The organism is Bacillus silvicola (assembly GCF_050524305.1).
Taxonomy (GTDB): Bacteria; Bacillota; Bacilli; order Bacillales; family Bacillaceae_G; genus Bacillus_A; species Bacillus_A cereus_AT.
Window position 1 is genome coordinate 228573 of record NZ_JBNGVC010000017.1, and the last position, 15143, is coordinate 243715.

The following is a 15143-nucleotide window of genomic DNA, read 5'->3' on the forward strand; positions in this document are numbered from 1 at the left end:
AATATAATTTCTAATTTCAGCACGAATAGCCCTCCGTCTTTGAGTTTTCAAAAAAGGAGAGCATGTAATTTTACATTGCAGGAAGCAGCTGATCTACCGTGCATGGTGTTTCACTATTTTTACGGTAATAAGCTTCTAAGGAATGAAGAAAATCGATTAGATTAAAGTCTTTAGGAACTTCAATTACGCGGATTTTTTCCTTAGGCAATCTATCTATTTTTTCAATGAACAGTTCGCGAATATCACTTGGAATATGATGTTCTTTCTGGCCATGAGATTTTAATAATTCACGAATTTTAATTTCTAATGCAATATATGCGTTAACATTTACTCCTTGCTCAAAAGCATACTTCCTAAATAGTGTTTCTTCTTGATACTGCATATAATTGCGATGGTATGATTCTTCAGTCACAGGAACCGCATATGTAGAATGAAGAAGGTCATGCGCTTTACAGAATAACTTCTTAACATTTTGTAATGAATATATAGCAAAGTGAGTACCAAATTTAAATACCGCATCTTCTTGCTTTTCTTTCGGTACATTATGTGTAATCAGAGAATAAATACCTGTTTTAGCAGCGGTATCTAATACGCGATATTGAGAAGACTGCTTTAATAATTTGCTTAGTGTATAAACAAGATTTTTAGGGAAACCCTCTTGTCTATCAATCATTTCTCGTAATCCACGAATCACTTGGCGGATTTGACGATGACAGGAATGTTTTAAGACATTTACAAATTGGTTTATATCTTTTGCAAATTCTGCAATATTCATTTCAACTAACGATTCTTCAATGAACTTAGCTTTACGTTTATATGTAAGTCTTGGTGTAAATGGATCGCGATACTCTTCCCCTATTTCCTTATTACACAAGAAATCAGGGTGTACAGATAAATACAGTGTTGTATACTGCTTTTTATTCTTTTTCCCTTTTTCTAATTTGCAAATTTTAAACAAAGAAGATCCAGTAGCAGTAGATTTAGTTGTTAATTCAGCCATTACAGAACGTATCTGATGTGGATATTTCTTATGTAAGAAGCGATACATACCGCCAAAATGAGTCTGTTGTCCTTGTTCATCAAATTTGTATAGTGAACGTTTCAAAGTAGTTTCTCGTTTTTGCTGCATTGCGATATCAATAAATAGCTTTTTAGCAGCAATGGATAAATCGAAGAATTCTTTTGTAAATACAATTGGGCTGATAAACGTGTAAGGATTCGCTTTATTCGTTTCCTTGTTCATAAAATCAGTTAATGTAATTTTATATTTACCACTGTACTCATTCTCAATTTCAATGATGTTGTGTAAGCTAAGCTTTTTCAACGCAACATAGAATTGTGAATGATGAATATGTGAAAATGCTTCTTTATAGTTTTTGTAGTCCTCCCAAAGCATGTGAATGGAAACATGAGAAAGTTCACCATAGGTATTACATTTTTTGTGTAGAAATAGAAATACTTCTAGATCTGCATTAGTAATACCATATAGCTTATGCTTTCTACCATTTGCTTTAGTGAAGAGATTTTTCATTTGAAGTGAAAAAGATGGTTTGGCTTTTTCAACAAACCCTTCTTCATCTGCAATTCGTTCCTCGTAAGACATTGAATTTACGATATCTTCTAGATATGTATCTTTAAAGCTATAGTATTTGCCTTCTAAAGCTTCCACTAATTTTTGCCATGCTTTAATTGTTACTAATACTGGAGTTGTTGTTTCACCATTTAAACTACGTTTGTTCTTTATAACGAAAGGTTTAGCCATCTTTTTCACCTCCTCTTATTATGAGTTTCAGTTTTTACCTAAATAGGATATAAAAATTCAATTTTGATTATATCAAATCGAATCTTGGTGAAATGTGTCTCTTTAAGAGGAAAATCAAAAATGTGAAACGCCGCCTTAGCCTTAGAGGCACAAGGGATTCAACGTTTCACAAAAAAAATCTTTTGGCCACCATAAAGCTATAAGTTATTTTGAATATGAAACGTATCTGAAATTAATGAAACAGCACCTAAACCTTGATATAATAGGTTTTTTAGTGCTTTGGGTTAAAAGTTGTTGCCACCATATAGCTATAACGTTTCAAGTTTTGAAATGACTAAATAATGTGTAGAATTCATTCATAAATGTTGTGGTATAGCGTTTTCATGTTAATTTGCGTCAAGGTACTATTGCCATCATATAGCTATATACGTTTCATGTTTTTTTTAGATTGTTGCCATCATAAAGCTATGCCGTTTCATGTTTGAAATCAATGTTTCATTGCGCTTGAAATGTACCTAAACCCTTGTTACATATGGATTCATAGGTTTTTTTTAAAAAAAGTTGTTGCCATCATATAGCTATAGCATTTCATTGGGATTTTTTAGTTTTTTTAAAGAATGGCTTTATATCAATGTTTAGCATTAATTTAAATAAAAAATATTTTTTTTATATGAACAGATTTTAGTGCGTTTATGTTTCATATTTAAAGAGTTGTTGCCACCATATAGCTATAACGTTTCAAGTTTTCAATAGTAACTGCCACAATGTAGCTATAGGGTTTCATAAAAGTAGAAGTATTTGTGATGATATATGGAATAACGTTAATTCTTGTTAAATGAAATCCCAAAATTCATTGGTATTTCTTGTTCAGGATATACTTGCCATCATAAAGCTAAAGCGTTTCAAGTTTTCAATAGTAACTGCCACAATGTAGCTATAGGGTTTCATAAAAGTAGAAGTATTTGTGATGATATATGGAATAACGTTAATTCTTGTTAAATGAAATCCCAAAATTCATTGGTATTTCTTGTTCAGGATATACTTGCCATCATAAAGCTAAAGCGTTTCAAGTTTTCAATAGTAACTGCCACAATGTAGCTATAGGGTTTCATAAAAGTAGAGGTATATTTGTCGAAGTAAGAAATAACGTTAATGCTTGTTAAGTGGAAATCAACAGTTTATCGGTATTTTTTGTTTCGAATATACTTGCCATCATAAAGCTAAAACGTTTCAAGTTCTAAGGAGTACTTGCCACAATGTAGCTATGACGTTTCATAAAAGTAAGGATATACGTATCATTGTATAGAATGATACGTATAATTTTTTAGATGAAACTAGCAAATCATCGATGTTTCTTGGTAAGAAAGTAATTGTTATCATATCGCTACAATGTTTTATTTCATTTGTAAGAAAAGGGACAATTACGTTTCACTTTAAAAGTATGATTTACACTATTTAATGCCAAATGGGTTTCCCGCATGGAGATTGTGGTGTAAAGTAGTAATTTTACAAATAAGTACAGTCTTATATAATACAAGTACAAGAATGTTTACTTGATGGGACAAATACTGTTCGATAAATCATTTCTCGATATAGATTATTCTGATAATGTTTCAACTTATATGCTATGTTGCCACCATATAGCTATAACGTCTCAAGTTCTATAATTTATATTTCTAATTGGTGGGAATTTAGTAAGGAGGTTTTTAATATGGAGAAAGTATTAGTGTTGTTTAGCGATGCTCTTTTACTTGCTGCACCAATGTATGAAAAGAACACGCAGCTATGGGAAAAGTGGAATAGATATTATGAGGAAGTACAGGGGAATCATGACAAAGTAGTAACTTCAGCTAATATATCTCCTTCGTTTTCAGCTCTTGTCTCTTGGTTAGGCCAGAAACAAGAACAAGGGATTTCATTATTGCATATATACGCAAATCTAGATAAATATAAAATTGAGATTCGAAATGTACTCGATAAAATAATAGAGCAAGAATTTGGAAGTACATCTGAAGAAGTTGAAACGGCTATAATATCTAATACAACAGATGAAAAGTTAAAAGAGCATTCAAGTGATCTACAAGAGGATTACTATCCTGTAAGTAATGATGCGGTATATTATCAACTACGAGATGGTATAGCCAAGAATCACTTTGAAGAAGATGAAGTAGGAGCAGTACCTGTTTTACCATTAGAAACTAAAAATACAAGCGGAGTTGCTCAGCTATCATCACACAAGGATGAAGATTTAAGGCTAGTAAACACCAATGAAGCAGAAAGATGGTCAATACTAGTCGATGGTGTTATTAGTAACATGGATGATCTTACCGCAGACTGTTTAGATACAATTACAATACAGTGGCTGAATCAAGCGAAATCTCCAGATGATTTTATTGATTTCAGCTATGAAAATGTACTAGATATGTGTAATATTCCAAAAGCATCAGCAAACGGTATTGAGTATTATCGCGCAGAAGATAAAATAAAAATTGCACAGCGTATAGCTGCCTTGGCAAGTATCTTTATTTATTTAAATGATGATAATGAGGTCGTAGTTTTAAATGATCGTGCAGAAACTGGTGAGCAATTTGAAATGAAGCGTGAAATAATTAAAAGACTTTTCGTTTTAGATTCTGTAGTTCTTTGGAGAGATAAAAATACCAATGATTACGTAGGTATTGAATCTTGTAGAATAAAGCCAGGTAGCTTTTTGTCAATGTATTTATACGGATCTAGTAGCACAACAGCGTTATTATCTAAAAAAGCATTGGAGTATAATAGTTATCGACATAAATTCCATAAGAGACTAATTCGCTATTTATCTTGGCAGTGGAGAATTCGACAACAGTACAGTAATTTAAAAAGACCATATTCAATTGGTGGAGAAAAAGGATTACTGTCTGTTATGGGGATTAATATAGCTAAGGGACGCCCCCACCGTATTCGTGAGCAATTAGAAAATGTATTAATAGATTTAGAAAAAGAAAAAGTTATTTCACATTGGGAGTACGCTGAGGAAATTGATGAATCAAGAATTGGAGAACGGAACTGGTTTAAGAATTATTACTCAAAATTAGGAATTATCATTTTACCACCAAAAGAGTTAATGGATAATATCGGGAGTTTGGCAAAGAAAAAGGTAACTGATACTCCGGATAAGCAAGAAAATAATTTGATTACAAATACGATAACTCATAGTACAGTAAGTACTGAGGAGCTAATTAGAGAGAAGATTATGCAGCAACATATGCATCAAAATAGAACAATGCGCGAAATAGCAGATGAGTTAGGCTTATCCCCTGCTACACTATCGAGATTCTGTAATAAGAAAATGAAACGGATTTCAAACAGTGTTAATGATAAGTTAACAAAATGGTATGAGAGACAAATGATAATCGAGTCTATGTAAGCAAAAAAGAGGAAACCACTTTGAAAATGGTTTCCTCTTTTTTAATGAATGTTATTGACGGAAAATTCAAACACGTTATATAATTTTTGGTATTACCAATATCTTTAACATGTATTACCAAAAAATAAAGGGGACGATGGCTTGAAAGAAAAGGAACGCTCCTCAGATAAAATTGAGAATGAATTAATTAGATCCATATTGGCTGGTGTTTATTCTGTAGGAAGTACTTTACCGCCGGAAAGAGAGCTTGCGAAAGAATTTGGTGTTGGTCGCCCAACTATTCGGGAGGCGCTTCAACGTTTAGAAAGGAGTGGATGGATAACAGGAAGAAAAGGAATGCCATCGATTATTAATGATTATTGGAGCAATGGGAATCTAACGACACTTATTAATATTGTTGAGAATCATCATACCATTACAGATGAATTTATTATGTATTTATTAGAATTTAGAAGTTCGTTGACTCCGACTTATATTCGTGATGCTGTTACGTTTAATCAACCTAAAGTGGTTGCTCTCCTTGCCAATCTTGAGCAGCTTGAAGATAGTGCAGAAAGCTATGCAGCATTTGATTGGTATTTGCAAAAAAGGTGTGCTGGGCTTGCTGCCAATCCGATCTTTCTACTCATTTTAAATAGCTTCGATTCCATTTATGTAGATATGGCGAAAAGATATTTTTCTGTAAAAGATCATCGTGGGTTGTCCTTCAACTATTATCACGATTTATTAAAAGCTGCATTAAAGGGAGATGCAATTGAAGCGGAAAGATTGTGTAGGACAACATTGGAGAAAAGCTTGGCTCTCTGGAAAGATAGAAAAAAATAAAGAAAGCTGGAGGCGTGATAAATGAAACTAAAATATTTTAAAGAGTATTTTTCTTATCCTGATATTTTGATCATGAGCTGTCTTTTCCTCATTAGCTTTGGATTTATGATTTTACATTTAACCTCTATCGGAATTTTGGGTGCTTTTATTTTGGGAATGATTATGTATTCCTTAGCTGAGTACGCTACTCACAGGTTTATATTTCATCTAAAGCCACCAAAGAATGCATTTTTATTAAAAATGCTTAAGCGCCTACATTATGACCACCATACAAATCCGAATGAATTACATTTATTATTTTTACCCTTATGGTATAGTGTGCCAAACATTGCAATTTCAGGAGCAATGTTTTATTTTCTTTCATCCAGCTTGGTCATGACAAACGCATTTATTGCAGGTATTATGCTCTTTTTATTATTTTATGAGTGGAAGCATTATATCGCGCATCGCCCTCTTCAACCAATATCACCATGGGGGCGATGGATGAAAAAGGTTCATTTATGGCATCACTTCAAAAATGAAAATTACTGGTATGGTGTCACGAACCCAGCCTATGATTTTCTCATGGGCACCTTTAAAGACCAAAAGGATGTTGCCCAAAGTAAAACTGCTAAAAATCTAGAAAAACGTGGTGACCAGAAAATAGAATTATGAAAAATAATCCATTGTCATTATCCTGGAAATGTCGAATGAATTTTGCAGCTTCGACATTTCTCAGGGAGTGACAGGCATTTTTTCCTATATAATATTGTAAAATATATTGTCTTGAATGGTTCCGTCTGCCTTTACTCTATATTTACGAAAAGTTCCCTCTTTTGTGCTCCTATTCGTTCAACAGCTTGTTGAGAACGTATATTCTCTACGTTAACTGAAAATTGGATAAAATATACTTTTAACTCTTCAAACTAAAACTTAATAACCATTGCTAGATTCACAGGTTCCAATGTACAAAATTAGTCCATTTAACATTTCTTCACTTTCCACCTTGTCAGCAATCCCCCCTTCCCCTTTCTTGCCAGAATATACAACAGGTCCAATTTCTTGAAAAGAACTAATCGTCATTTAATGTATCTATTGCTTTGTTAAGTTGGTAGCTTACGGTAATATGTATAATTCAATTAGTAAATCTATACTTACACAAAAATATAATAAATTTATTAACATTGACTCTATATGTTAATTATAAAAATGGTGTACATATGAGATTAACAAGTGAATGTGTAGAGCCTAACACTTGAGATATTGAACTTGCAATTATGTGAGTTAATAACTGAGAGGAGAATTTATAACATGACATTGACAGATCTCCTTTATCAATGGTTTTAAATAGTAGAAAAATCGTTAATAAATCTAGCTGAATACGAAGATTTATTTATTAAACTAAAATGTTCATATCAAACCATATGATATGAAAAGAGCAATGATTTTTGCATGTTTTATACACGCTGTATATATACATCTTATATATAGGTTTTATATATAAGATGTATAGAAATGAAGTATGTTAAATATGTTGATATGAAATTGATATAGCAGCCACAAAACCTTTATTTTAAAGGGTTTATATATACAGTGTATATATACGGTTTATGAATAGAGCGTATGGATGATTTGTGAAGTGTTTTAACATGAAATGTTTGTAATTTTATATTTTTTATAAAGGATTATTCAGAAGAATGTCAAATTAAATATTAAATTTATAGTTTTATAGAAGGTGTTGTTAATTACATGAAACCTGAAATTGATATATATATTATATACGGCGTGCATGTACGCTGTATAAATCCATGTTTATATATCAACATTTTAACTAACTTTAATACTTACACGCTTTATATGTAAGTTCTATATATAATCACTTGATATACGTCTTATATTAATGTAATATATTCGTAGGAATAATTAACCAACGTTTTAAGGGGGAGGCAACTTGAACGAGGTATTGAGCGAAAAGTATAAAGTAATTAAATTTCCTGATGAAGTTGTGAACATGTTTGCAGACATTCTTGAAGAGGACGAAATACTTTATAATGTATTTCATTACATAGGATCTGAGGTAAATAAACAATACCAAGAGACGAAATATATGAGAGGCATCTCAATAAATGAAATAGTAGGTAATGTTGTAATTGATAGGAGAGTTAAGAAATTAAAGGGAAAATCATACTCATTAGAGGTTGAACGAACCAATATATCAAGAAGATCAGCTGAAGTAAGTGTTAGTACATTATCTTCAATGTCATTAATAACTGAAAAAATTATGCACCCTTATAAATTTTTAATCTCAACAATTAGAGGGCAGCAGGTGTTAATTGAACTTGGAAAACGTAAAGAAACGAATAGATAAGAAAAAGGAGAGATAAAATAATGGCGAAGAACTTTCTTAAAAACGAAGTAGCAGTAAAAATGACAATGGTTGGTTTTGGTCAGGCTGGAACTAGAATGGTAGATAAATTTGCTGAATATAAGCATACGGATGGAACATCTGTGTACAACTGTCTTGCCCTAAATAGTAACGATGGTGATTTAGCCGAATTAAAAAACGTACCAACAAGTAACCAAGTATCACTAAAATTAGGGGGATTAGGGAAGAACCCAGAACGTGCTGTAAAAGTACTAGAATCAAATGATGAAGCGAAAGAAAAGCTAAAAGAATTCATCACAGAGCGTGTAAGACCAACAGATGAATTGGTACTATTTTTTGCTGGTTTAGGCGGTGGAACAGGTACTTCTACAATCATTAAAGCAATTGAAGAATTCTCGGCTTTTCATAATAAACCTATAATCGCTGAAGAACTTAAAAGTATGGCAATGAAAATTCCTAGAGAGGAATTAATAGCAAATCAACAAAGGTATGCGAAAATTGCATTCAATAATGCAATTGAACGTAAAGATTTTATTAAAATGGGTATTGTTGTAACACTACCTGTAAGAGCTGATGGGCCTGATGTACTAAGACAAGTAAATAAATTCTCTCAAGAGATTTGGAAGTTAGCAAATGACCCAGCAAAAGGTGTTGCATTCGTTGTTTTCGCTGATAACCAACATTTCTATGATGAATTTAAGGGATTAAACGAAAATGAGAAAAAAGGTATTGCTAATTCACGAGACTATGCAAATCAGCGCATTGGTGAAATCATCCATGAATTAAATACAGCTTCTAATGGCGCAGGAACATCTGTTATTTTAGATTCACAGGACTTTAAACGTATTTTATTAGAGAAAACTGGTTGTCTAGTTATTAATAAAATTTCTCGCAATATGAATCAAATTGAAAATAGTAAAGAAATAGTAGATATGTTCTCAGAATCGTTGAAAGGAAGCTCTTTCCACCATCCTATAGAATTAGTGAAGAAGAACGATGATGGTGAGTTGGAGGCCTCTAAGGTGCATCATTTTGGAATGCTTGCAATTCTAGACGAACAAAAGAATATTGATGATTCATTTATGGATGATGCAAAAGTAGAAGTTACGAATACATTACCAATCAACGGTACGGTATTTAATGGGTATTTAATTAGTAAAAATGATTTTATGGGCAGTGTGTATACATTCTATAAAACTGATGCATTACCGTCCCGTTTGTCTAAGGGGTTAGTTGAAGAATTCAATGAATTTAAAGAGAAGCAAAATCAAATTCAGTTTAAAAAATCCCAAATTAGTACAATTGAAATGCAAGATCAAGACGATGATTTCAGTATTAATTTCGGTGATTACATCGATATGGGAACAAGTAATGAAGAACCATCAGCAGATGCTGAGAATGATGAAGAATTAGCTGCATTTATGGATCCAGACAAAATGTTTGGTACATCAAAATAAAAAAAGAGGCCCGGGATATTCCCAGGCCTCTTTTTTATTCGGATGTCATAATAGATTTCATATACTCTATCATATTTTCGTTTAAATAATTCTCCATAAATAGGTGTTTTTTTGCTAAATCTTCCTCTTTTTTAAACCAACCAACTTTTTTCATGCGCTCTTCCTCAGGTTTTTCATTCCAGAGTTTTTCAGCTTGTCTTCTTAATTCTTTACGAGCTCTATGTTCAATTATTATGTTATCCAGTCTTTCTTGTCTTTGACGTTCTTTCATAGCAATTGGATCTTCAGGCTGAGGTAACGCTTTTAATACATTTTCAAATTTCTCTTGAAATTGTATTTCGATGTTTTGTAAATGTGCTTGAACCTTTTGTTCCACCAATTTTTCGATTGTCTCAGCTGCGTCCTGAAAATCAAATTGAGATAATATTTCGTTAGAGTGGTTTTCAGGAGATACTGGCCTTAGTTCGAATTGATGCGGTAAAAGTTCAATTATGGCATCTAATGACCACTTTTCATCCCTTTTCTGCTTTATGAAAAGAGCTATATTTAAATCTAATGAATTATATAGCTTTTCATTTGTATTATTGGTTCTAAGAGTCCCATGCAACCCCTTCTCTTCTAACGTATTAAACCAATTATAAACAGTATTATGGTGTCTACCTACTAACTTAGAAAACTCTGTTATTCGCCAGGCCTTTTCAAAAGCGTCTTCGTGTAATGAGTTCTCATCATCTACCATGGTTTGTTCTGAGTGATTTTCCTGCTTAATCATAGTATGACCTCCTTAGCAGTATGTAATTTCGCTGATAAATGACATTAACATGAAATATGAGATTGATATGTTAAGTGTTTTTCGACGGTACTAATAGGAATCCCTTTCTTATCTGGAATTAACATGAAAGATAAGATTAACATGTTATACTCAAAGTGTTAACAGGACATTAACAAGTCGCTATCTATCTTCGCCAAATATTAATGTTTTGTTAACTGGGACTTGAAATGCATCAATGTTATATAGGATTAATGAGGTACCTTTGTCACCCATATCCTTATAAATAGTTGCTATGAGATTGACAGTTTTATTCACATAACATTAATGATAAGTAAATATAACCGATTTGTAAATAAATTATGAGTATATAGCATTAAACTTTAAAAAAAATAGGTATAAATATGATTAAAAGGGTCCATATTATTAATAAGTGTAGTATGAGCCTTTTCCATAGATAACACTTGAGAACATATAACGGATAGCTGTTTGACTATTAGAGTGTAGTATCTCTTTTTAACTGATTCCAAGACTAGTAAAATAATATAGGTTCATATGATCGTTAAATTCTAATGGTTAGTCGAGTTATTGGCTATTAGTAGTTTGAAACACTACAAGGTCCCATTCGCTTTGTTGTTGAATAGCTGTAATGCTTAATTTCTATGTGTTTGCGATGAAGAAAAAAGTTTTTATAGAAGGATCTATTCAGTATCTAATTATAAGCAATAAAGACTGATGTGAATCTTGGTTTATTAACGTTTTTATTAATAAGGACATATGCCCATCGATGTTTTGTTAATGTCTTGTTATCATAATAATCAAGAATAGTTGATATGAGATTAACAATATTATCGTTCTGAGGATTAACATGTTAATGTTTATTGACATGTTAATCTCATTAATGATGAGTATTTTGATCCAATTATGCACAATGTCAATCTTATGTTAATACTTACAGAAAGGATTTCTACATTTAAAATAATGATCTTTTAATTATTCGCCCAAGAATAGATTTGAGACCTCTAAGCCGTATATTACAAAGTAATTTTGCTCATATTAATATTATTTTATTGATTGAATTAACTATAATGAGAGCTGATTGGTTTGATAGTCTGTATTTCTTAGTGATTTTTCTACTCGAAATTTCTAGTGGTTTATAAAGCGCGATTCTTAACTAGTGTGGATTTTCGTATTTCAATTTTCGGCCTAATAAAGCCATGGTTTTATAGATGTTTTATTAATGTCTTGTTTTCATTATTGCTAAGTATAGTCAACATGAGATTAACATTCTTATTTATTTTTAGCTAATATGTTAATACCTATTGATATGTCAATCTCATTCCTGCTATGTATTTTGATCCAGCTTCACGAAATGTCAATCTCATATCAATACTCTGCGAGAAGAATATCTTTGTAAGAAGTATTAAATCTTTAATTGTATATCTAATAGTGGATTGAGAATCTCTAAGTTACATGTTACAAAAAACTATTTATTCCAAATATATTACTTTATCAAAATATAGAGAAACATTCTTTGTATTTTAATAGGGAATCATTGTATTTATTGACGTTTTTAACCTCTATAAATTATATATTTCAATTCTTGTTCTAATAAATTTATGGTTTATCCATGTAGTATTAGTTTCTTATTATCAAGGGGAGTTGACATAAAGTTAACATTTCTATTATTTCGAAGGTTAACATGTTAATGTCTGTTGATATATCAATCTCAGTTCAGGTCTGCATTTTGATACTTTTTGTGAAATATTAATCTCATGTCGACATCCTTTAAGAAGAATATCTTTGTAAGAAGTACAAATTCTTCAATATTTATGCCGATTGCGCATCTTTTTAGAGTAACAGTATCAGTATGTCCAAGATTTAGAGATTACTTACATGTATTTTGAATTTTTTGCACCTGAACCGTTTGTATTTTTTGTAGGAATTTTTGATTTTTTGTCGAATACACTTAATGCAAGGAGGGACATTACATGATTATTAAAGACTATTTCATCAATCTATCTATTTTTTCTTTATTAGTTAGCGCAGCAATATTCATTCAAGTAGTCACAATTCATTCCAGGCGGTATTTCGAAAAATTCTATGGAGGGATTATCGCAATTACTTTGATGTTCTTTTCTTTTCCGTACATGGGATTTTCCTACGATCTTCGAGTTGTTCCTCTTATTCTATCTTTTATTTACTTTGGTCGTATTGCTGGTTGGATTACGTTAAGTAGCATTATTATAATGCGTATCTTTTACATTGGTGGGTATTGGGAACCACCTGTGATCGCTTATTTAGGTATGGGTATCCTATTTACTACTTTTAAAACATATTTTAAAAACCTTCATCCTTTTAAAAGTGCATCTTTATATTTTTCTGTTTTTGCCGGAATAAAGTGGTTAGTTGGTGTATTCTTTAATACTACATTGCTTTACACTGAAGGCCTATTATATATATCTTTAGGACTTTTAATTGGGCTATTTCTTATGGGAGCTTACCAGAAATTGTATTATTTAACACAGGACTTATCTAAAATGAATCGGGAATTAAAAAAATCGAAGCAAGAACTCACAGATACCGTACATGAGCTTCAAGGGGGGATTTTTAAATTTAAAAAAGTGGGTAAGCACTTTATACACACTTTATGTGATGGACAGTTCTATTATCAAAACGGATTCTATTCTGAACAGGTGGTAGGAAAAAGCCTACGCACTATTGATGCTTCTATTGTTCCTCCACATTTAGTTCCACAATTGATGAAGTATTATCTTCAGGCATGGGAAGGGAAAGAAATTATATTTGAATTACCCTGGCCAAATGATAAAACAATTATTCTTATTGCGCTTAGGCCGATTAAACGGAATGGACAAGTTATTGAAGTTGTTGGTTCTACAGTCGATATAACCGAAAGGAAAAAGGTAGAATCAGAATTAAGAGCTACCAAAGAATTACTAGAATCATTTATAAAGCATAATGTAGATGCTATTACTATATCTGATCGAGAAGGGCATATTTTACAAGCCAATAAAGCTTATGAAAATATATTTGGGTGGTCATCACAAGAAATTATAGGTAAGAGATTACCTTGCGTACCAGATTTCTTAATGGATGAATCACTCAGAAACATCCAGAAAATTCTAACGAAGGAATCCGTAGTTACTAGATTAGAAACTGTTAGACAACGTAACGATGGAAGTCTTCTTGATGTCAGTCTGACAGTTTCTCCTATACTAGATGTAAGAGGAAATGTGATAGCTTTATCAGCAATATGTAGAGACATCTCTGAGAGAAAACAAGCAGAAAGAGAACGGCATCGATTACACCAACAATTAAGAGACAGTGAAATGAAGTACCGTGCACTAATAGAACAAGCAACTGACGCAGTATATGTAGTAGAGCTGAATGAGGATCATGTTCCAAGTCGATTTATTGAGGTAAACCCTGTTGGTTGTAAAAGATTTGGATATAGTAGAGAAGAGCTGCTCTCGTTGCCATTTCCAAATGCTGTACCACAAGATTCTCCAATAATCGTAAGGTTGTTAGAAAAAATTAGAGAGGGCCAGACTTCCTTCACTTTGCAAGATGAATATGCTTTTCCAACAGGAAAAATAATAACAACCGAGTTTAGTGTCCGTGTTTTTGACTTAAATGGTAAAAAAGTTTTCCTAAGCATTTCTCGTGATATCACTGAACGGTTAAAAACAGAAGAATTACTACGAAAATCTGAAAAACTTGCTGTCGTAGGACAATTAGCGACTGCAATGGCTCATGAAATCAATAATCCATTAACCGCAATGAAAGGGTTTATGCAATTACTAAAATCAACGGAAAATGAGAATAATCAGGGGTATATAAATATAGTATCATCAGAGATTGAGCGTATAGAAAGTATTACAAATGAATTTATGGCGGTAGCCAAACCACAGGTGGTAAAGATACAACCTAATGATATTAGTGTGCTAATGGATCAAGTTTTAATGCTAATGCAACCTCAAGCAATGATGAATAATATACAAATTAGAATCGATTTTACACCTGGTATTCCATTGATTTCATGTGAGGGAAATCAATTAAAACAAGTATTTGTTAATATTTTAAAAAATGCAATTGAATCCATGTCAACAGGGGGAGAAATATTGATTCAAATTGATAAACTTGATAATGATCAAATAAGCATTCGCTTTATCGATCAAGGATGTGGGATTCCAAAAGAACGTATACCATATCTAGGAGAACCTTTTTACAGTATTAAAGAAGAGGGGATTGGCTTAGGATTAATGGTCTGTTATAAAATTATCGAAACACATCAAGGAAAGGTATTTATTGAGAGTGAAGTGAATAAGGGAACTATAGTTGAAGTCACGCTTCCTATTTGTACATTTCAAAATTAATAGATTATTTTACTGAAATTTCATAAGAAACCATATAATGGAATTGTGAATATAAATGAGTAATGAGCAACAAAAGAGTTCTGCTACGGTAAACACTTTAGAAGATTATCGAGTTAAGGACATATCTAAAAACTAAATTTATTTTTAGTGAGCAGTTAG

The 15143-nt window shown here is 32.0% G+C and carries 8 protein-coding genes; 6 read left to right on the top strand and 2 right to left on the bottom strand.

Annotated features, from left to right (window positions below; all coding sequences use genetic code 11):
- Positions 1-70 precede the first annotated feature (70 nt).
- Positions 71-1762: a hypothetical protein gene (locus ACP6L7_RS32620; protein WP_098362013.1), complete on the bottom strand. Its 1692-nt coding sequence runs from the start codon at positions 1760-1762 to the stop codon at positions 71-73.
- Positions 1763-3473: 1711 nt separating this feature from the next.
- On the opposite strand from ACP6L7_RS32620, the gene ACP6L7_RS32625 reads away from it, so the two are divergent.
- The 5 genes from ACP6L7_RS32625 to ACP6L7_RS32645 all read left to right on the top strand — a co-directional run bounded on the left by ACP6L7_RS32625 (position 3474) and on the right by ACP6L7_RS32645 (position 9818).
- Positions 3474-5171: a helix-turn-helix domain-containing protein gene (locus ACP6L7_RS32625; RefSeq protein ID WP_097833415.1), complete on the top strand. Its 1698-nt coding sequence runs from the start codon at positions 3474-3476 to the stop codon at positions 5169-5171.
- 141 nt (positions 5172-5312) lie between these two features.
- The gene (locus ACP6L7_RS32630) at positions 5313-5996 is read left to right on the top strand and encodes a GntR family transcriptional regulator (RefSeq protein WP_097833416.1); all 684 of its coding nucleotides are present in this window, start codon (positions 5313-5315) and stop codon (positions 5994-5996) included.
- A gap of 21 nt (positions 5997-6017) precedes the next feature.
- Positions 6018-6650, top strand: a complete 633-nt coding sequence (locus ACP6L7_RS32635) for a sterol desaturase family protein (protein WP_097833417.1) — start codon at positions 6018-6020, stop codon at positions 6648-6650.
- A gap of 1276 nt (positions 6651-7926) precedes the next feature.
- Complete coding sequence (locus ACP6L7_RS32640; protein ID WP_002150988.1) at positions 7927-8343, top strand: hypothetical protein; 417 nt, start codon at positions 7927-7929, stop codon at positions 8341-8343.
- A 20-nt stretch (positions 8344-8363) separates the two neighbouring features.
- Positions 8364-9818 (top strand): FtsZ/tubulin family protein, encoded by a 1455-nt coding sequence (locus tag ACP6L7_RS32645; protein ID WP_097833418.1) that lies wholly within the window; start codon positions 8364-8366, stop codon positions 9816-9818.
- A 34-nt stretch (positions 9819-9852) separates the two neighbouring features.
- Here ACP6L7_RS32645 and ACP6L7_RS32650 read toward each other — a convergent pair whose 3' ends face one another.
- Positions 9853-10590 (bottom strand): terminase gpP N-terminus-related DNA-binding protein, encoded by a 738-nt coding sequence (locus ACP6L7_RS32650; protein ID WP_097833419.1) that lies wholly within the window; start codon positions 10588-10590, stop codon positions 9853-9855.
- A gap of 1988 nt (positions 10591-12578) precedes the next feature.
- Here ACP6L7_RS32650 and ACP6L7_RS32655 point away from each other — a divergent pair.
- Entirely contained in the window at positions 12579-14984 is a 2406-nt protein-coding gene (locus ACP6L7_RS32655; RefSeq protein ID WP_430529702.1) for a PAS domain S-box protein, read from the top strand.
- Positions 14985-15143 lie beyond the last annotated feature (159 nt).